Origin of the sequence: Bacillus bingmayongensis (genome assembly GCF_000299035.1) — a bacterium.
Classification (GTDB): Bacteria; Bacillota; Bacilli; order Bacillales; family Bacillaceae_G; genus Bacillus_A; species Bacillus_A bingmayongensis.
Map to the genome: position 1 here is coordinate 37,105 of NZ_AKCS01000005.1, position 16,745 is coordinate 53,849.

The window sequence follows — 16,745 nt, forward strand, 5'->3', positions numbered from 1 at the left end:
GGAATCATCTTAATGAGTAACATATTTGAAGAAGAATTACAGCGAATGAAAGAGACCTTATCTACAATGGATGAACAACTAGATAAACTGGAAAAAATTCCAGTTTATTATGGGGAGGATTTTAAAGAGCAAATTCTTGAAAGTATGAGGGAGTCAAATCGGCAAAACCTACGTATTGGTGTGCAAGAACCATACTTTGGGAGATTAGATTTTCAGGAGGATGGACAGCCAGAACCAAATCCAATTTATATTGGTAAAGTTGGTGTTTCTGATGAAGAAACGATGAAACCAATTGTTATTGACTGGCGCGCACCTGTTGCTAGTATGTTTTATTCATTTACTGGTGGTGAAGAACCGGCTTTTTATCATTCACCAGATGGCTTAGTAGAAGGCGATGTGTATTTAAAAAGGAACATTGCTATTCGCAAAAGAGAACTGGAACGTGTTGTTGATACATATGTAAAAGGAAGTGAAGATGTATCTCTTGCAGATGATTTTCTTCTATATCGATTAGGTGAAAACAAGGATAACAAATTAAAAGATATCGTTTCGACGATACAATCAGAACAAAATGATATTATTCGTGCAGAGAAGAATTTACCACTATTGATTCAAGGGGTTGCAGGGAGCGGAAAAACAACAATCGCTTTACATCGCCTTGCTTTTTTAATTTACGAATATCGTGAGCAACTAGAAGCGGAACGAATGATTGTATTTGCTCCAAACAGTTTGTTTTTAGATTATATCTCTAGTGTACTTCCTGAACTTGGCGTCGGAAATATTAGGCAAACAACATTTCAAGATTGGGCGCTAAATACATTAGATGATGCGGTGAAATTGAAAGATACTGAAGAAAAGTTGACAGAAGCTTTTTCAATCAATCGTGATGATAATAAAGTTATGCTCGGTAAATTAAAAGGAACGATGAAATTTAAAACTTTCATTGAAGAAAGCATGATTCAATTTGAGAAGAATCTAGTACCAACAAAAGATTTTGAGGCATGGGATAAAGCTGTTATCACAGTAGAAGAAATCAAAAAATGGATGCAAATTGAATATAAGCATTATCCATTAAAGAAGCGAAGAGAGCGATTAGTTGGCCGGATAAAGCGCTGGATTGAGATTGAACTTAAAAAGTTTGAAGGAACAAACGAGAAAAAAGTATTAAAAAAAGAAGCTATAAAGAGATTAAATACTTATATGAAATTTTGGCCTAAAATGAGTCCATTGTCACTTTATGGTTCGATGATGAAGCAAAAAGAGATATTGGAAGTACTGCCTAAAGAACTTGTTCAAGAAACAGAAAAAAATTGCCGTAAAAAAGAAGTGTATGTAGAAGATTTAGCGCCTCTTATTCATATTCACCACCGATTGGCAGGTATTGAAATCGGGCAAAAATTCCACCATGTTGTAATAGATGAAGCGCAAGATTTTTCACCATTCCAAATTCATATATTAAAAGAAATTACAATGGGTAACTCGTTTACGATTTTAGGTGATTTATCGCAAGCTATATATGATTATCAAGGAATTGAAGATTGGAATGACTTTAAAGAGGTATTTCAAGAAACTGGTTATTATGAACTGACGAGAAGTTATCGTTCCACAAAAGAAATTATCGAGTTTGCAAATGAAGTCATTAAAAACGCGGACATTCCAGTAGGACTCGCAACTCCAGTTTTTCGAAGTGGTGAGAAAGTAAAGGTTATTTCTACGGACGACCAATTTGCCGCAATTGTAAAGACTCTACAACATATGCAGAATGAAAATGTGAAAACAATTGCTGTAATAGGAAGAACAGATGATGAGTGCCGTGATATATATGAGAAGTTAACAGCGTCAGGGATTACTGTTAATGTCATCGAAGCGAATCAAAGTAAATATGAGGGTGGGATTTCAGTTGTACCTGTCTATTTAGCAAAAGGGCTAGAATTTGATGCGGTACTTCTTATCGATGTTGATGAAGTACATTATAAAGGTACAAAGCATGATGCAAAATTATTATATGTTGGATGTACGAGATCTCTCCATGATTTACGGATTTTCTATTCTGGGGAAGCATCACCTTTAATCCAAGGAATACAAGAAGAATTTTATGAAAGTAAATAATAGATATTTAAAGAGGATTTTCAAGTGATAAGCGGGAAAATCCTCTTGTTTTTCTATAAAGAAGAAAAGGGGAAGAAGAAATTGACTATGATTACAAAGGTAATGAGAAAAAGAGAATGGGAAGTAGGAAAAGCAAAAGGAGAAATAATCGAAGCTTCACTTCAGCAAGAAGGATTTATTCATTGTTCTTTTTTAGAACAATCTCTTCAAGTTGCAGAAAAACATTTTCGTACTGAAATGGAGGTAGTCTTACTTGTAATTGATCCGTCGTTAGTTGATGCGGAGATAAAATATGAATTGGCGTCTAATGGTCAAAATTATCCGCATATATATGGGGCTGTAAATGTTGATGCAGTTGTGAATGTAGTAGAGCTTCATAAAGAAAATGGAGTCTATGTTTTACAGGTAGAATTAGAACAAAACTAGGAGAATATATTTGTTAACTTCATTAAAGGGTTTTTGATTCGTATTATCGAAGTACTGAAAGGGATAAAACGAAATCGAGAAGAGGCGCGTACAAATGGAGGAAGTAATTAAGAAAATAAAGGAGATAAAATCAGATCAGGTAGGAATAGTTATTTATTCGCAAGAAAGCCAAAATATTGTCGCTTTATATAATGATGATATATTGGTCCCACTAGCGTCTGCAGCAAAAATTGCAATTGGATTTGCTATAGCTAAAATGGTTGAAGAGAATCAGGTTCGCTGGAGTGATGAAATCGACAATATAGCATTTAGTAATAAAGAGGATAGTAAAGAACTATATCCGCATCTACAAAAAAGAACAGTATTAGCATTAAGAAATGCCGTGGAAGTAATGATTGCATGTCATGACAATTTTATTGCACAGTCTGTTGTGGGCTTTTGCGGGGGATGGGAAGAAGTAAATAGGAGAATTCAAAGTTCTTTTTCAAAGATTTATATTACGAAAGACCCAAGGGATGCGAAAAACGTTGGGAAATTAAAACAAGTTCTTAAACTTTTAATTCGTATATTCCAAGGATATAAATCGAATCCGGTGTTATGGGAACCCATTATAAATGGAATGGTGAGACAACAAGGGAACTATGAGGGAATACCAAGTTACCACTTGGCACATATGACAGGTGGATTGCCTACCTCTGTTATAAATATTGGTATATTAGGAATATTTCATGAGAATCCATTGCTTTATGTGGTTGGCGGAATGGATTTACCAAATCGTTATGAGAATCAAGAAGTTGATTCTAAAATAATAGAAGTTTTAATGTGTCTGTATAAAGAGTGTATAGAAAAAGAAATGAAATATGTTCGCATATAAGAAGAAGTTGTTATTGTTAGTATTTTGGCTAGAAAAAATAAAGATAATTAAATAGTGTGGGCTAAAAGCTTCTTAGTAAAAGAGACTTTTAGTCCTTATTTCATTGATAGGAAAGGAAGTATTATTATATGAAAATTACAGAACAGTACACACCAAACGAAAGTGAGTATATAAAAAATAAAGTAATCCAATACAATATGTCTGTACTACCAGATGAAATAAAAAGCCCATTAGAACATGTAAGCTTTCTATTAAAAGACGATGCTGGCAAAATATTTGGCGGCATAACAGGAACGATATATTTTTATCACCTTCATATTGACTTCTTATGGGTAGATGAGTCAGTACGCCATGAAGGATATGGTAGTCAATTATTAAATAAAATAGAAGAAATTGCCAAAGAGAAAAACTGTAGACTTATATTACTTGATTCATTTAGTTTTCAAGCCCCTGAATTTTATAAAAAACATGGTTACAGGGAGTTTGGGGTCGTTGAAGATCACCCTAAAGGTTATAGTCAGCACTTTTTAGAGAAACGCTTAGAAATATAACATAATTATATTATGTAACCTTGTAATCTGAGGATCAATAAATGTAAGAGGTGAAGAAAACATTGGAAGCAACACGTACACACTGTCTTTCAAAAAGAAAAGCAACGGAAGATTCTCCAGACGGATGGAATGCAACATGTATGAGAATTCATAATAAAATATTTGCGATTTTAAACCATGAAAAAGGGGATAAAGCAGCAATTACATTGAAATGTGATCCAAATGTTGCATTACGGATTCGAGAAGAATATCCAGATTCAATTATCCCTGGCTATCATATGAATAAAAAGCATTGGAATACAGTTTACATAAATAAAGGATTAGGGCAAGAGGAAATTAATAAAATGATAGATTGGTCTTATAATTTAGTTCTGCAATCTTTTTCGAAAAAGGTGCAGAAAGAGATTTTGGGAGAGGAATAAATGATGTCTTATCCATTCGATTGCATTACCAACTTTATTTTTGTTGAAACTGAAATTGCCCCAGCAGATGTAATCTTAATTCCTGGTGCTAATCACCCTCCGCTCATGGAAAGAGCTGTTTCCTTGTATAAACAGGGCATAGCACCATACATACTTCCATCTGGCGGATATAAACCACACGTAGGAACGACTGAATGGGATTTCTTAAGAAATATTGGTATTGCGAACGGAGTGCCTGAAGAAGCCATTTTCAAGGAGGATAAAGCACAACATACTTTGGAAAATGCACGTTTATCGTTGGAAGTTTTACACAAAACAGGCATATATCCTAACAAAGTGATAATTGTCTGTAAAGCGGGACATTCTCGTCGGGCATTATTATGTTATCAAGCCGAATTTCCAAAAGAAATGGAATTCTTCGTCGCACCAGTAATGGATAGGCATGGAATAACGAAGGAAAACTGGTTTTCATCTGAGATTGGGATCAGTCGTATAATGACTGAGGTTGAGAAAATCGGTAAGTATTTTGGTCCTCATATTCAAAATTGGGTGTAATAAAATATAGATTTTGTCTATCGTACTTTACTAACAGAGCGTTAGTTGGAATTAGGGGGGCTTATTTGACCGTCAGCATGAATATTTATCAAAGTCTATTAATAAATGAACGAGAGGAAGAAAAATAGTATGTCAAAGCTACTACATGAATTATCCAAACCGAATAGTGAGGTTTTACGTTCTGAAGTATTAGAGCACTTAAAAGTTACTTCGGGGAAAATCATTGCTTGTGATCCTCTTATTTTTAATAAAAATCACTTCGAACATACAATTCAGCCCGGTACATATCCAGTTGTGGTTTGGTGGAACGACGGCTTAATTGCGGGCGCTGAATTGAAATTAGCGGAATCAAAGGTGACTGAGTGGAAGATGGCAATAAAACCAGGGCAGAATGTAAGTGAACTAGAGGAAGGGTATATTTTTGGTTATTCAGTCGATACAGGACTAGGATGTTTTGCAGATGTTGAAGCAATTGATAAATTAGAAGAAATAGAAGACAGGCTACAACAAGAATTAGGAAACGAATTTATAAGCTTGTATGATGATTTGATAGACGATATTCTAACAGAACATGATGATGAATGGGGAAACTGTGTTGTTTGTGAGGAAACAGGAAGTAATGTGATTATGTTCCGTTCCGGTTATGGTGACGGTTTTTATCCTTCCTATTGGGGAGTTGATGAGAAGGGAAATATAGTTTCAATTGTTACTGATTTTCAAGTGTTGCATGAGGAGTAAATAAAAGTTTGTTACGATAAGAGAGGATTTAGGAATGGATTATAAACGAAATAGGGTACTGTATGTGGTACTAACGATACTAGTAATTATCTTAGGATTAGGATCAAGAAAGTTTGCGTATGCTTTACCAACTCTATTGAATGATTACTTAGGAGATGCATTATGGGCTCTCATGATTTTCATTGGATTTGGATTTCTTTTTCATAAAATGGAGACGAAAAAGGTTGCTTTATTGAGTTTACTGTTTTGCTATGGGATTGAAATGAGCCAATTATATCATGCGGAATGGATAGATAATATTCGTGCAACGACTTTAGGGGGACTTGTATTAGGATATGGATTTTTGTGGAGTGATTTATTGGCTTATACAATTGGAGTTAGTGTTGGTATGCTTTGTGAATTCGTTTTTCAAAAAAGATTATAAGTGTGACAGTAGTATAATAACAAAATTTTAAAATCCCTTTTCACTGATGTAGAAAAGGGATTTTAATCTATTATTTAATAGCCTCATTAACAGATAAATCTTTCGTCATAAGAATATGCGGGATACCATCTTCCATAAATACGTCTGAAGAAGTATGATAACCTAGTTTATTATAGAAGCCTTCTGCATGTGTTTGACCGTGTAATTTGACTTTAGAGATTTCTTTTTCTATAGCAATTTCTTCTAATGTTTGGATAATCACTTTTCCTAAACCATATTTGCGATAAGGTTGTAAAATGCAGATTCTTTCTAGTTTACCGATGTTATCAACGAATCTAATGCGCCCCGTTCCTACAGGTATTTTATTAAAATAAACTAAAATATGATGACATGCATCGCTTACTGTATCAAATGTATCAAATTCATCCTCGAGAGGAACACCTTGCTCTTTGACAAATACTTCTTTTCGAATTTGAAAGGCAGTTTCTAAATCAGTTATTTCTTTTATTTGTTTTGATTCCAACTTATTCAGTCCTTTCTGGTATGATGTGAATATAAAGGTGATGTGTTTACATAATGTATGATATAATGTTTTTGTTGTAAATACAACAAAATGTTTTGAGGTGTAGGAAAGATGAAAGAAATACTTCGAGAAATTGGAATGATTGCGAGGTGTTTAGATTCTATTAGTAATATAGAATTTAAAGAAATGGACCTTTCAAAAGGGCAATACTTATACCTTGTTCGTATTTGTGAAAATCCGGGTATTATTCAAGAAAAGTTAGCGGAATTCATTAAAGTGGATCGAACAACAGCCGCACGCGCGATTCAAAAATTAGAAAAGCAAGGTTTGATTGAAAAGAGAAGTGACGCAGAAAATAAAAAGAATAAAAATTTATTCCCAACGAAAAAAGGAGAACAACTATATCCACTTTTAAAGAGGGAGGAAGAATATTCTCATCACGCTGCATTAGAAGGATTTTCAAAAGAGGAAATTGACACATTATTTCAGTTACTACATAGAGCTAGAAAAAATGTTGAAGTAGATTGGGAATATGTAAAGAAAGGAAATAAACGAAGCTATTAAGTGTAAAAGGCTGATCTAAAGCATGTTAAATGATTAGAGTCAGCCTTTTGATTATAATTCTTTTATGCCTTTTTCTGTTGCGATAATCGCTGTATCTACCATATTAATAAATAAACCAGTTTCAATCACGCCAGTTAACATTTTTAACTGCTGATGAGTTTCGGTTGGCTTGGTTATTTGGTTTGGAAAAACACAATCTAAGATCATATTTCCGTTGTCTGTTATAAATGGTTGATTGTTTTGGATACGTAAAATCGTCTGGCAACCAAATGATTGAATTCGTTTTGCAGTTTGTTCCCATGCGAACGGTACGATTTCAATAGGGAGAGGAAAGGTACCTAAGTCCATTACAAGTTTCGATTCATCAGCGATTATGATAAGTTTCTGAGAAGACATAGCAACTATCTTTTCACGAAGAAGGGCACCACCGCCACCTTTAATTAACTGCACGTCGGGGCTAATCTCATTTGCGCCATCAATGGTGAGATCAAGATAATCTATGTCACCTAAAGAGATTAAAGGGATAGATAGTTGTTGTGCCAATTGTTTAGTTTCTATTGATGTTGGCACAGCTTGAATAGATAATCCTTCGTTGACTAGCTGTCCTAATTTTTGTATCGTCCAATATACAGTGGAACCAGTGCCAAGACCGATTTTCATTCCATCCTTTATGAAGTCAGCAGCATGTTCACCAGCTAAGCGTTTTAATTCCGTCATCGTTTTTCCTCTTCATTCTGCTGGTCGTGGTCCAGCATCTAATCCGGAATTTTCAACTGTTAATATGGGACGAACGGTTAAATCAGTATGTACGTGCATTTGACACGACAATCGTAAATGATCTTCAATTCCTTTTTCAGTAATCGCATTCTTTTCAACATGTGTAGGTTCGCAAAAATCACCATCTATAATTTCTACACGGCAAGTTGTACAACGGGCTTTCCCGCCGCAGCGGTGGAGAATGTGAATACCATTATCCTCAAGTGCTAGTACTAACTTTGTTCCTTCCTTTACATCAAATGTTCCGCTACCTAGAACGGTTAATTTTGGCATATTGTTGCCTCCTCATGTAAAATTCTACATAACATATTTATGACCCCACTTTAATAATCATAAACGTTCTAAAAATTTTTTATTAGACCCGTAACTTTTTTCACAGTAAAATCGTTTATTAAGTAAGCGCTGAAAAGGAGTGGTTATTTTGTGCACAAAAGTAACTCGAGTTTTAAGAAATCATATCGATATGAATTATTCAAATATAAACTTTATTATTGAAAATTATGCGGAGTTAAAAAGGTACTGTACGTTTTTAACAAAAAGCAAATGGGACGGAGAAGACCTTGCCCAAGAAACGATTTGCAAAGTACTTCAAAAATATGTAGATAAAGATATCTGTATGACGCTTTTGTATAAAATCGCTCGAAATCAATGGCTAGATCAGGTGAAAGTAAAATCAGCTAAGAAGAAATTAGAGCAGGAGATTACATTTGAAGAACCACACGAAAAAATTGCTGATTTGCATGAGATGGTGGAGAAAATTTTGTCTTCATTAAATGTAAAGCAATCCGTCATCTTCTTATTAAAAGATGTTTTTCAATATAGTTTATCTGATATTGCGGAGATATGTTCAATATCAGAAGGTGCAGTGAAGGCTTCGCTGTTTCGTAGTCGAAATAGGTTGAAAAAGGTAAGTGAAGAAGAGAGTATTGAATTAGCCGGACAAGAAGATGATGTCGAGGTAGTAGTCACGGCTATAAATGAACAGAAACCAGAGTTGTTAACACAATTACTTCCATCAATCCAATTTACACACCTATCATCTAAGCAACCAGTGCTATTATTCAATACGAAAAAACCTTCTTATTACGGTTACATGTTATGCGCAGCTTAAAAAGTAGATGGAGGGATTTTTATGAATGCAATTCCGTATGTTGTAGAACAAACAAAGCTAGGAGAGCGCTCTTATGATATATATTCAAGACTGTTAAAAGACCGTATTGTTATGATTGGATCGGAAATTAATGATCAAGTAGCAAGTAGTGTAGTGGCACAGTTATTATTTTTAGAAGCAGAAGATGCGGAGAAAGATATCTTTCTATATATTAATAGCCCAGGTGGTTCAACTACAGCAGGATTTGCGATATTGGATACGATGAATCTTATTAAGCCAGATGTTCAAACCCTCTGTATGGGATTTGCAGCGTCATTTGGAGCATTATTGTTACTCGCTGGAGCAAAAGGAAAAAGGTTTGCACTTCCAAATAGTGAAATCATGATTCATCAGCCGCTTGGCGGAGTGAAAGGGCAAGCGACGGAGATTGAAATAACCGCAAAACGAATATTAAAGTTAAAACATGATATTAACAAAATCATATCGGATCGAACAGGTCAGCCAATTGAAAAAGTAGCGCATGATACAGAAAGAGATTACTTTATGACAGCGGAAGAAGCGAAAACATATGGTATCGTTGATGCTGTTATTGAGAAAAAATAATTTAAAATAGACCAGAGACTATTATGTTCTCTGGTCTATTTTTGTATGGGAAATTAATCTTTTATCCCGCTATTTGCGGTCAGTAAGACCCCCACCTCAAAATTTAGCAAGAGTAAAGAAGTTAGATGGGGGATCAACTGCTCGTAAAAGCTCGATTGGTGTGGGCTGATTAAAGTTTCACTTTATCCACTGATCTACTAATGCCTGGTTCTTTTTAATCCATTTTCGAGCAGCTTCTTCAGGGTCCTTCGTTTTATTTAACATTACCATTAAAGTACCAAGCTGCTCATCAGTCATTTTCCATTTATCGAAGTATTTCATAATATCTGGATAATCTTTTTCAAAACCTTTTCGTACAGAGTAATAAATGTCGTCTTTTTCACCATATACTTTCTTAGGGTCTTTTAAATATTTTAAATCAAATTCTGAAAAGCCCCAGTGTGGATTCCAAAGCGTAACAACGATTGGTTTCTTTTGGGTATAAGCCTTTTTTAACTCACTCATCATTGCCGCTTCTGAAGATTGGACAAGTTTTAGCTTTATATCATATTCTTTCATTGCTTTATCGGTTAAATTCATAAGGCTACTACCAGGTTCAATACCGACAATCTTATTATTTAATTCATCCTTATGGGTGTTTAAATCATCGATGCTGTTAATATCTTGCATATAAGAAGGAACGACTAAACCAAGTCCAGTTCCTTCATACCATTTCGACTTTAAGACAATGTCATTTTTATACCGATCATTTAAGGGTTTATCGGTAACTGGGAGCCATACTTCTAAATTTGCATCAACATCGCCACGGGCTACACCTGTCCAAATTGCCGCTTTTTCTAAATACATGAGTTCAACTTTATAGCCTTTTTGTTCTAATAAAACTTTCCACATATTTGCGGTTGCAATATTTTCTTTCCAACTTGTTACACCAAGTTTAATTTTCCCTTTTGTATTAGCATTTGTTGCATTACAAGAGGTAATAATCATACTGATAAATAACAAAATGCTTATAAGCCATATTTTTCGTCTCATTGGAATCCTCCCGTTTTATCAATAGTGCATTTATAAGTCTTTAAATAGAAGAGATTGCGTATACAAATAAATGTATAAGTGAACCTTCTTATTATGAACGGATACGAGAATTTTAAAAAAAGCATATTAATGTCATTTCTATGTAATATTTCTGTTTAAAATCGCTACACTATGTGAATAGATAGGCAGAAAAGGAGTCGTTTTATGGAAAATACAAAAGTACGTGTTGAAAACGTAACAAAAGTATTTGGAAAAAATCCTCAAAGAGCAGTTGCCTTATTAAAAGAAGGAAAAAGTAAATCAGAAATATTAAAAGAAACAGGAATGAACGTTGGGGTGAAAAAAGCAACGTTTGAAGTATATACAGGAGAAATATTTGTGATTATGGGATTATCAGGGAGTGGGAAGTCCACTTTAGTTCGAATGTTAAACCAACTAATAAAACCAACAGCAGGCCATATATACATAGACGGAGAAGACATCGCAACGATGGGGAAAGAAGCACTTAGGAAAGTCAGAAGAACGAAAATGAGTATGGTTTTTCAAAAGTTTGCGTTATTTCCTCATCGTACGGTTTTGCAAAACGTTGCCTATGGTTTAGAAATACAAGGGGTTCCGGTAGAAGAAAGAGAAGCAAAGGCTTTGGAATCGCTTAAATTAGTAGGATTAGATCACCATAAAGATAGCTTTCCAGGACAATTGAGCGGTGGTATGCAGCAGCGCGTTGGGATTGCGAGAGCTCTGACAAATAATCCAGATGTTCTTCTCATGGACGAGTCATTTAGCGCATTAGACCCACTTATTCGAAAAGAAATGCAGGATGAATTGTTAGAGCTACAAGATAAAATGGAAAAAACCATTATTTTTATTACGCATGATTTAGATGAAGCGCTTCGAATTGGCGATCGTATTGCATTAATGAAAGATGGAGAAATTGTTCAAATCGGAACTCCTGAAGAAATTATGATGAGTCCTGCGAATGAATTCGTAGAGAAGTTTGTTGCGGATGTGAATTTAGGAAAAGTAATTACTGCTGAATCCATTCTGAAGAGACCAGAAACATTATTAATTGATCGAGGTCCTCGCGTGGCACTACAAATTATGAGAAATGCAGGTGTGTCTACCGTATATGTCGTAAACAAAAAGCATGAATTTTTAGGGGTATTAACAGCTGATGATGCGAGTAAAGCGGTTCAAAAACAGTGGCCAATTGCTGATTTGTTAATAAAAGATATTCCGCACGTTTATTTAGATACACTACTGGAAGAAACGTATGCGAAAATGGCGGAAATGAAGCTGCCATTACCAGTAATTGATGAAAAGAAAAGGTTAAGAGGTATAATAAAACGAGAAAGTGTCATTCAAGCCCTTGCAGGAAATATCGAGGAAGAGGTGAATGACGATGAATAGTATTCCACGTATTCCGTTAGGTGAATGGGTTGATGCATTCGTTGCAAGTTTATATGCGCATTTTGAAGGCCTGTTTAGAGGATTTTCATATGTAATTGGTGGTTTCGTTGATCTACTTACAAATTTATTAACGTTGATTCCCGCATTTTTAATGATCATAATCGTATGTTTTCTTGTTTGGTACACAACTAGGAAAATATCTTTAGTGATTTTTGCGTTAATCGGTTTATTATTCATTTTAAATATTAATTACTGGGGACAAACGATGCAAACATTAGCACTTGTTCTCACATCGGTTATTATTTCTATTATTGTTGGGATTCCAATTGGCATTTTGGCATCTCAAAATGAACGATTTTCAAAAATTTTAAAGCCAACATTAGACTTTATGCAAACAATGCCAGCATTCGTTTATCTCATTCCTGCTATTACATTTTTCGGAGTAGGTGTTGTTCCAGGTATTATCGCATCTGTTATTTTTGCGATGCCACCAACAATTCGCTTTACAGACTTAGGAATTAGACAAGTACCAGAAGACTTAATTGAAGCTGCAAATGCATTTGGTTCTACCGCATCGCAAAAGCTATTTAAAGTTCAGTTACCTCTCGCAACGGGAACAATTATGGCCGGCGTAAATCAAAGCATTATGCTATCTTTATCGATGGTTGTTACAGCTTCACTTGTAGGTGCACCAGGACTTGGAGTAGATGTGTATCGTTCAGTTACACAAGTTAACATTGGAATGGGCTTTGAAGCTGGACTAGCTATCGTAGTCATTGCGATTGTGTTGGATCGAATCACCCAAGGATTTCATAGGAAAAGAAGAGTTTAAATAGAAATGAAACACGCATCATGAGTGAGGGTACTCATTATGATACGTGTTTTTTATTTGGATGAAAGTGTAGAATGAAACAGGGTTACATACGTACAATTACTGAACCTCCAGCTGGTGCACATACTTGATTTTGTTGTTGTTCCATCGCTTTTATTAATTGATTATTTTCTTCGATTAATGAAATCAAATTTGCTAATTGATTTTCAAGATTTGCCATTCGTTGCATCATGTAATGAGAGTCATTCGGAATTGGTGATGTAGCTCGTACAGTATTGTTTGGATAGGGGATGGATAATTCATATGAGAATTCCAATGTGGATGCATCTGATTTGTTCCTCCTTTAATAAAACATTGCTTTTTCTATAATAAATGTCCATATATATTTAAAGGTGGCTCATTAAAAAATTAAGGTTATAAAACTACATTAATATTTTGGATAATTCTGTCAGTTCCAAAAAATCGCATTAATTATTTGTTTTGTGATATTATAAATGGTAAATTTAAGAAATAGAGGGATGCATATGTCTACACAAAGTCACTTTGAAGAGCACTGTTTTATATGCCAGAAACATAAAGGGATTATTAAAGTACCAGGCGGGGCAATTTATGAAGATAATTTTGTATATGTGGGACATGTTCACTGGGAAGAAGAGGAGACCTATCTCGGCTATGTAATGATTGATATAAAAAGACATACGCCTGGGCTAGCTGAGTTAACTGACGAAGAGGCAAAAGCTTTTGGCTTAATTACAAGTAGAGTAAGCCGTGCATTAAAAGAATGTGAGGGTGCAGAACATATTTATGCCTTCGTTTCCGGTAATGGAGTAAATCATATGCACATGCATATCATTCCGCGTTATCGAAATACACCGAAGGAATTTTGGTCGCCAACTAAGATAGCGAATTGGGAAGGTGCGCCTTATGGACAAGCAGAAAAAATCCAAAAGGTATGTGAAAGAATACAAACGTATATGGTGAATGAGTATGCATACAACAAATAACAGACAATATTCATGGGTTGGTAGTGATGAAATGTGCTTAGGGGAAATTTCAGTTAAGCAGTATGGTGATATAGTACTTGGCAGATACGGTGGAAATACAAGTGCAGGGGCAAAGAAGAATGAAGACGGTGCTTTCGTTTGGTCAAATAGAAATTGGGAATTTGCGATGATCTTAGATGGACACAATAGTGCAGAAAGTGTCGCTTTAGTCGTACATACAATACAAAATGAATATGAAAATATAAAGGTCTTATTAGAAGAACCAATTGAAACAGTCTTTCGTTCTGTTGAAAATTATATCCTTACACTTTTTCAATCTAATTCATTCAAAAAAGCGTGCCAGCAAGTACAAGGTGAAACAGCGTGCCTAATTTGTGTACGAAAAGAAAATTATATTTGGTGGTTTTCTATAGGGGATTGCCTCGTTTATGTATTTCATGAAGAGCTACATAAGTTAGGACAGTATATGCTGAATCAACGTCATTTCTATGAATGGGTTGGGCATGTGAATACATTTTCTTTGCCCGTTCCATGTTATTCATCTGGTATTCGTGAACTACGTACAGGGACAAACAGAATCGTAATGGTAACAGATGGTGTACTCGAATGCGGAGAACGTCGTTATGAAAATCCACTTCATTTGTATAAAGATATATATGAAAATAAAGTGAAACTAACAGAATGTGTTCAAAATGTATTAGAACATGTTCATCATCAGCTTGGACGAGATAGTGCGACAATGATTAGCTGGGACTTTGAAAATTATGTTTATGCCACTTACCCAAGTGATCAACCAGAGAAAATGCAATCTTCAAATCAGTCGTAAAGGGGCAGGAAATGAAGAGACCTTTATTGCGCGCAGAAGCTATTATTATGAATGAAGATCAGACTAAAGTTCTTGTTCAGTGTGACAAGCAAGAAGCATTTTATCGTTTTCCGGGTGGATCGATTGAATTTGATGAGCCAGCATTTGAAACAATTACTCGAGAGTTACTTGAGGAATATGACATACAAATTCAAGTGGAGACACTAGCGATTGTAAATGAGCACATATTTGAGAGCAATGGGGAATCATATCATCAATGTACGTTATTTCATTGGTGCAAGCCGATAACGGAGATAAATGAAGCGTTATTTCATAAAGAACATGAAAATATTATTCTTACATGGAAAAGTATACAAGAATTGAAAGATAAACCGACTTATCCTGAAGGAATTGTTTCTTTAATAGAACAAAAATGTGATAGTGTGGCGCATTTACTTACACAAAGGATATATTGCTAATCAAAGGGAAGGGGAGAATTAGTGTCTCTCATTTTTTTATAAAAAGAAAAATGGGCTATGTATTACACATAATTTTTATTGAATGTATTTTTTGAAAATGGAGGAAATAATTTTGGGGAAATTGTTATTTTTAATAATAATTGTTATTCTATTTTTTCTGTTGGAGAACTTGCTAAGAAAAAAATTAAAGATTACGCGGAAAAATGGTTTTATCTATCGACCTGTTAATAGATTTCATAAATGGGGAGAGCGGATTATAATAATAATCTATTTAGTGGCGGCCTTTGTTTGTATTTACACTTCAGAGTATATAAAGGGTGCATATATATTATTTATATTTTTAGGTACGCAACAGCTTTTTCGGGTGTATATGGAATGGAAATTTGATAAAGAATCAAAAGAATATGTAATTTCTCTATTGGGAGTATTTTGTTTAATCATTACATTTAATGTAATGATATATTTATTCCAACCTGTTGGTTAAAAGAGCTAGATAATCAGAGTCGTTATCATAGTTTCAATGTGTATAACGACTCTGATTTATTAGTAGTTTTTTATATTACATCTTCTTAAAACTCCTCAAAACAAGAAATTCCCATACTCTCCACGGAAGAATTTTTTTCGCAACCATCATCAATTTTACACCTTTTCCAATTGGGTATCGAAGTGTTGTGTTTTTCGTTTCAGCAATCGCTACGATTTTTTTCGCAACATCTACTGGATTGCCAAATGTATCACTGCCATTATAAATATGATTTTGTATTTTATCCATATGTGCTTTATAAGGAGAGGTTGATTCTGAATAATTTTCAGCAAGTTCTTTACCAACTTCCCATATGTTTGTGTTATAAGAACCTGGTTCGATTAACGAAACGTCTATTCCAAACGGCTTTACTTCTAGGCGAAGAGACTCACTCCAACCTTCCAGTGCGTATTTTGAAGAAACATAAGGTGATAAGCCGGGAAATCCAACTTGACCACTAATACTACTCACATTGATGATTTTCCCGCTTTGTTGTTTTCGCATATAAGGCAAGACAGCTTGCGTTATCGAAATAGCTCCAAATAGGTTAGTCTCAAATTGTTTCCGATATTCTTCTACTGGAATTTCCTCTATAAATCCACCGCTTGCATATCCTGCGTTATTAACGAGAAGATCAATTCGATTTAATTCTTTTAAAAATGATTGGAATGTATGTATAGATTTTGGATCTGTCACATCTAGTTGATAAATTTTAATATTTTCTTGTAAGTGTAATGCAGTCGCTTGAGATAATAATTTTGCTTGTTTATCAAGATTACGCATTGTAGCGATGACAAGATAGTCTTTCTTCGCAAGTTCAAGGGTAGTTAAAAGGCCAAATCCGCTTGATGCACCTGTAATAATTGCGATTTTTTTACTCATTTTAAGCTCACTTTCTTTTTTCTTACATCATAACGATTTTTATGTGGAAAATCTATTATTCTCTCCGTTAAATCGTGAAGCATACATATTGTTTCTTTACA

The 16,745-nt window shown here is 34.6% G+C and carries 22 protein-coding genes and 1 pseudogene; 17 read left to right on the forward strand and 6 right to left on the reverse strand.

What is annotated here, in order from left to right; genetic code table 11:
• Nucleotides 1-12 precede the first annotated feature (12 nt).
• The 8 genes from Y7E_RS0100225 to Y7E_RS0100260 all read left to right on the forward strand — a co-directional run bounded on the left by Y7E_RS0100225 (nt 13) and on the right by Y7E_RS0100260 (nt 6,099).
• Complete coding sequence (locus Y7E_RS0100225; RefSeq protein ID WP_017149301.1) at nt 13-2,109, forward strand: HelD family protein; 2,097 nt, start codon at nt 13-15, stop codon at nt 2,107-2,109.
• Between the two features lie 87 nt (nt 2,110-2,196).
• Nucleotides 2,197-2,535 carry a DUF952 domain-containing protein gene (locus tag Y7E_RS0100230; RefSeq protein WP_026049024.1) on the forward strand — a complete coding sequence of 113 codons (339 nt, stop codon included), beginning with the start codon at nt 2,197-2,199 and terminating at the stop codon, nt 2,533-2,535.
• Between the two features lie 94 nt (nt 2,536-2,629).
• On the forward strand, nt 2,630-3,409 hold the full coding sequence (locus Y7E_RS0100235; protein WP_017149303.1) for a serine hydrolase: 780 nt from the start codon (nt 2,630-2,632) through the stop codon (nt 3,407-3,409).
• Nucleotides 3,410-3,537: 128 nt separating this feature from the next.
• Nucleotides 3,538-3,960: a GNAT family N-acetyltransferase gene (locus Y7E_RS0100240; protein WP_017149304.1), complete on the forward strand. Its 423-nt coding sequence runs from the start codon at nt 3,538-3,540 to the stop codon at nt 3,958-3,960.
• Between the two features lie 62 nt (nt 3,961-4,022).
• Nucleotides 4,023-4,382: an MmcQ/YjbR family DNA-binding protein gene (locus Y7E_RS0100245; RefSeq protein WP_017149305.1), complete on the forward strand. Its 360-nt coding sequence runs from the start codon at nt 4,023-4,025 to the stop codon at nt 4,380-4,382.
• Nucleotides 4,383-4,385: 3 nt separating this feature from the next.
• Nucleotides 4,386-4,937, forward strand: coding sequence for a YdcF family protein (locus Y7E_RS0100250; protein WP_026049025.1), 552 nt, complete (start codon nt 4,386-4,388; stop codon nt 4,935-4,937).
• A gap of 129 nt (nt 4,938-5,066) precedes the next feature.
• Nucleotides 5,067-5,675, forward strand: coding sequence for a DUF4241 domain-containing protein (locus tag Y7E_RS0100255; protein WP_017149307.1), 609 nt, complete (start codon nt 5,067-5,069; stop codon nt 5,673-5,675).
• A 34-nt stretch (nt 5,676-5,709) separates the two neighbouring features.
• The gene (locus Y7E_RS0100260; protein ID WP_017149308.1) at nt 5,710-6,099 is read left to right on the forward strand and encodes a ribosomal maturation YjgA family protein; all 390 of its coding nucleotides are present in this window, start codon (nt 5,710-5,712) and stop codon (nt 6,097-6,099) included.
• A 70-nt stretch (nt 6,100-6,169) separates the two neighbouring features.
• On the opposite strand, the gene Y7E_RS0100265 is transcribed toward Y7E_RS0100260, so the two are convergent.
• Entirely contained in the window at nt 6,170-6,622 is a 453-nt protein-coding gene (locus Y7E_RS0100265) for a GNAT family N-acetyltransferase (RefSeq protein ID WP_017149309.1), read from the reverse strand.
• Nucleotides 6,623-6,733: 111 nt separating this feature from the next.
• Between Y7E_RS0100265 and Y7E_RS0100270 the strand changes: the two genes are divergently transcribed.
• Nucleotides 6,734-7,186 (forward strand): MarR family winged helix-turn-helix transcriptional regulator, encoded by a 453-nt coding sequence (locus tag Y7E_RS0100270; protein WP_017149310.1) that lies wholly within the window; start codon nt 6,734-6,736, stop codon nt 7,184-7,186.
• Nucleotides 7,187-7,237: 51 nt separating this feature from the next.
• Here the strand turns inward: Y7E_RS0100270 and rpiA are convergent, their stop codons facing one another.
• Nucleotides 7,238-7,903: a ribose 5-phosphate isomerase A gene (gene rpiA, locus Y7E_RS0100275; protein ID WP_017149311.1), complete on the reverse strand. Its 666-nt coding sequence runs from the start codon at nt 7,901-7,903 to the stop codon at nt 7,238-7,240.
• Between the two features lie 12 nt (nt 7,904-7,915).
• Nucleotides 7,916-8,236, reverse strand: a complete 321-nt coding sequence (locus Y7E_RS0100280) for a 2Fe-2S iron-sulfur cluster-binding protein (protein ID WP_017149312.1) — start codon at nt 8,234-8,236, stop codon at nt 7,916-7,918.
• Nucleotides 8,237-8,384: 148 nt separating this feature from the next.
• On the opposite strand from Y7E_RS0100280, the gene Y7E_RS0100285 reads away from it, so the two are divergent.
• On the forward strand, nt 8,385-9,074 hold the full coding sequence (locus Y7E_RS0100285) for an RNA polymerase subunit sigma-70 (protein ID WP_017149313.1): 690 nt from the start codon (nt 8,385-8,387) through the stop codon (nt 9,072-9,074).
• Between the two features lie 21 nt (nt 9,075-9,095).
• Nucleotides 9,096-9,677 carry an ATP-dependent Clp endopeptidase proteolytic subunit ClpP gene (gene clpP / locus Y7E_RS0100290; RefSeq protein ID WP_017149314.1) on the forward strand — a complete coding sequence of 194 codons (582 nt, stop codon included), beginning with the start codon at nt 9,096-9,098 and terminating at the stop codon, nt 9,675-9,677.
• Between the two features lie 177 nt (nt 9,678-9,854).
• Here the strand turns inward: clpP and Y7E_RS0100295 are convergent, their stop codons facing one another.
• Nucleotides 9,855-10,709, reverse strand: a complete 855-nt coding sequence (locus Y7E_RS0100295) for a glycine betaine ABC transporter substrate-binding protein (protein ID WP_017149315.1) — start codon at nt 10,707-10,709, stop codon at nt 9,855-9,857.
• Nucleotides 10,710-10,913: 204 nt separating this feature from the next.
• On the opposite strand from Y7E_RS0100295, the gene Y7E_RS0100300 reads away from it, so the two are divergent.
• Together Y7E_RS0100300 and Y7E_RS0100305 are read left to right on the forward strand one after the other, a co-directional pair.
• Nucleotides 10,914-12,119 (forward strand): quaternary amine ABC transporter ATP-binding protein, encoded by a 1,206-nt coding sequence (locus tag Y7E_RS0100300; protein ID WP_017149316.1) that lies wholly within the window; start codon nt 10,914-10,916, stop codon nt 12,117-12,119.
• Entirely contained in the window at nt 12,112-12,951 is an 840-nt protein-coding gene (locus Y7E_RS0100305) for an ABC transporter permease (protein WP_017149317.1), read from the forward strand. The genes Y7E_RS0100300 and Y7E_RS0100305 overlap by 8 nt, the downstream gene beginning before the upstream one ends.
• Before the next feature lie 85 nt (nt 12,952-13,036).
• Here the strand turns inward: Y7E_RS0100305 and Y7E_RS28825 are convergent.
• Nucleotides 13,037-13,278: pseudogene (locus tag Y7E_RS28825) on the reverse strand (hypothetical protein).
• Between the two features lie 197 nt (nt 13,279-13,475).
• On the opposite strand from Y7E_RS28825, the gene Y7E_RS0100315 reads away from it, so the two are divergent.
• From Y7E_RS0100315 to Y7E_RS0100330, 4 genes are all read left to right on the forward strand, one after another.
• The gene (locus tag Y7E_RS0100315) at nt 13,476-13,955 is read left to right on the forward strand and encodes an HIT family protein (protein ID WP_017149319.1); all 480 of its coding nucleotides are present in this window, start codon (nt 13,476-13,478) and stop codon (nt 13,953-13,955) included.
• On the forward strand, nt 13,933-14,781 hold the full coding sequence (locus Y7E_RS0100320; RefSeq protein ID WP_026049027.1) for a PP2C family serine/threonine-protein phosphatase: 849 nt from the start codon (nt 13,933-13,935) through the stop codon (nt 14,779-14,781). The genes Y7E_RS0100315 and Y7E_RS0100320 overlap by 23 nt, the downstream gene beginning before the upstream one ends.
• Nucleotides 14,782-14,792: 11 nt before the next feature.
• Nucleotides 14,793-15,239 (forward strand): NUDIX domain-containing protein, encoded by a 447-nt coding sequence (locus Y7E_RS0100325; RefSeq protein ID WP_017149321.1) that lies wholly within the window; start codon nt 14,793-14,795, stop codon nt 15,237-15,239.
• A 112-nt stretch (nt 15,240-15,351) separates the two neighbouring features.
• On the forward strand, nt 15,352-15,723 hold the full coding sequence (locus Y7E_RS0100330; RefSeq protein ID WP_017149322.1) for a DUF4181 domain-containing protein: 372 nt from the start codon (nt 15,352-15,354) through the stop codon (nt 15,721-15,723).
• A gap of 75 nt (nt 15,724-15,798) precedes the next feature.
• Here the strand turns inward: Y7E_RS0100330 and Y7E_RS0100335 are convergent, their stop codons facing one another.
• On the reverse strand, nt 15,799-16,644 hold the full coding sequence (locus Y7E_RS0100335; RefSeq protein ID WP_017149323.1) for an oxidoreductase: 846 nt from the start codon (nt 16,642-16,644) through the stop codon (nt 15,799-15,801).
• Nucleotides 16,645-16,745: the final 101 nt, after the last annotated feature.

Excerpts from the sequence above, each read along its gene's own strand:
- Y7E_RS0100225 (WP_017149301.1), top strand. The coding sequence starts at position 13 with ATGAGTAACATATTTGAAGAAGAATTACAGCGAATGAAAGAGACCTTA.
- Y7E_RS0100230 (WP_026049024.1), top strand. The coding sequence starts at position 2,197 with ATGATTACAAAGGTAATGAGAAAAAGAGAATGGGAAGTAGGAAAAGCA.
- Y7E_RS0100235 (WP_017149303.1), top strand. The coding sequence starts at position 2,630 with ATGGAGGAAGTAATTAAGAAAATAAAGGAGATAAAATCAGATCAGGTA.
- Y7E_RS0100240 (WP_017149304.1), top strand. The coding sequence starts at position 3,538 with ATGAAAATTACAGAACAGTACACACCAAACGAAAGTGAGTATATAAAA.
- Y7E_RS0100250 (WP_026049025.1), top strand. The coding sequence starts at position 4,386 with ATGTCTTATCCATTCGATTGCATTACCAACTTTATTTTTGTTGAAACT.
- Y7E_RS0100255 (WP_017149307.1), top strand. The coding sequence starts at position 5,067 with ATGTCAAAGCTACTACATGAATTATCCAAACCGAATAGTGAGGTTTTA.
- Y7E_RS0100260 (WP_017149308.1), top strand. The coding sequence starts at position 5,710 with ATGGATTATAAACGAAATAGGGTACTGTATGTGGTACTAACGATACTA.
- Y7E_RS0100270 (WP_017149310.1), top strand. The coding sequence starts at position 6,734 with ATGAAAGAAATACTTCGAGAAATTGGAATGATTGCGAGGTGTTTAGAT.
- rpiA (WP_017149311.1), bottom strand. The coding sequence starts at position 7,903 with ATGACGGAATTAAAACGCTTAGCTGGTGAACATGCTGCTGACTTCATA.
- Y7E_RS0100280 (WP_017149312.1), bottom strand. The coding sequence starts at position 8,236 with ATGCCAAAATTAACCGTTCTAGGTAGCGGAACATTTGATGTAAAGGAA.
- clpP (WP_017149314.1), top strand. The coding sequence starts at position 9,096 with ATGAATGCAATTCCGTATGTTGTAGAACAAACAAAGCTAGGAGAGCGC.
- Y7E_RS0100295 (WP_017149315.1), bottom strand. The coding sequence starts at position 10,709 with ATGAGACGAAAAATATGGCTTATAAGCATTTTGTTATTTATCAGTATG.
- Y7E_RS0100300 (WP_017149316.1), top strand. The coding sequence starts at position 10,914 with ATGGAAAATACAAAAGTACGTGTTGAAAACGTAACAAAAGTATTTGGA.
- Y7E_RS0100305 (WP_017149317.1), top strand. The coding sequence starts at position 12,112 with ATGAATAGTATTCCACGTATTCCGTTAGGTGAATGGGTTGATGCATTC.
- Y7E_RS0100315 (WP_017149319.1), top strand. The coding sequence starts at position 13,476 with ATGTCTACACAAAGTCACTTTGAAGAGCACTGTTTTATATGCCAGAAA.
- Y7E_RS0100320 (WP_026049027.1), top strand. The coding sequence starts at position 13,933 with ATGAGTATGCATACAACAAATAACAGACAATATTCATGGGTTGGTAGT.
- Y7E_RS0100325 (WP_017149321.1), top strand. The coding sequence starts at position 14,793 with ATGAAGAGACCTTTATTGCGCGCAGAAGCTATTATTATGAATGAAGAT.
- Y7E_RS0100335 (WP_017149323.1), bottom strand. The coding sequence starts at position 16,644 with ATGAGTAAAAAAATCGCAATTATTACAGGTGCATCAAGCGGATTTGGC.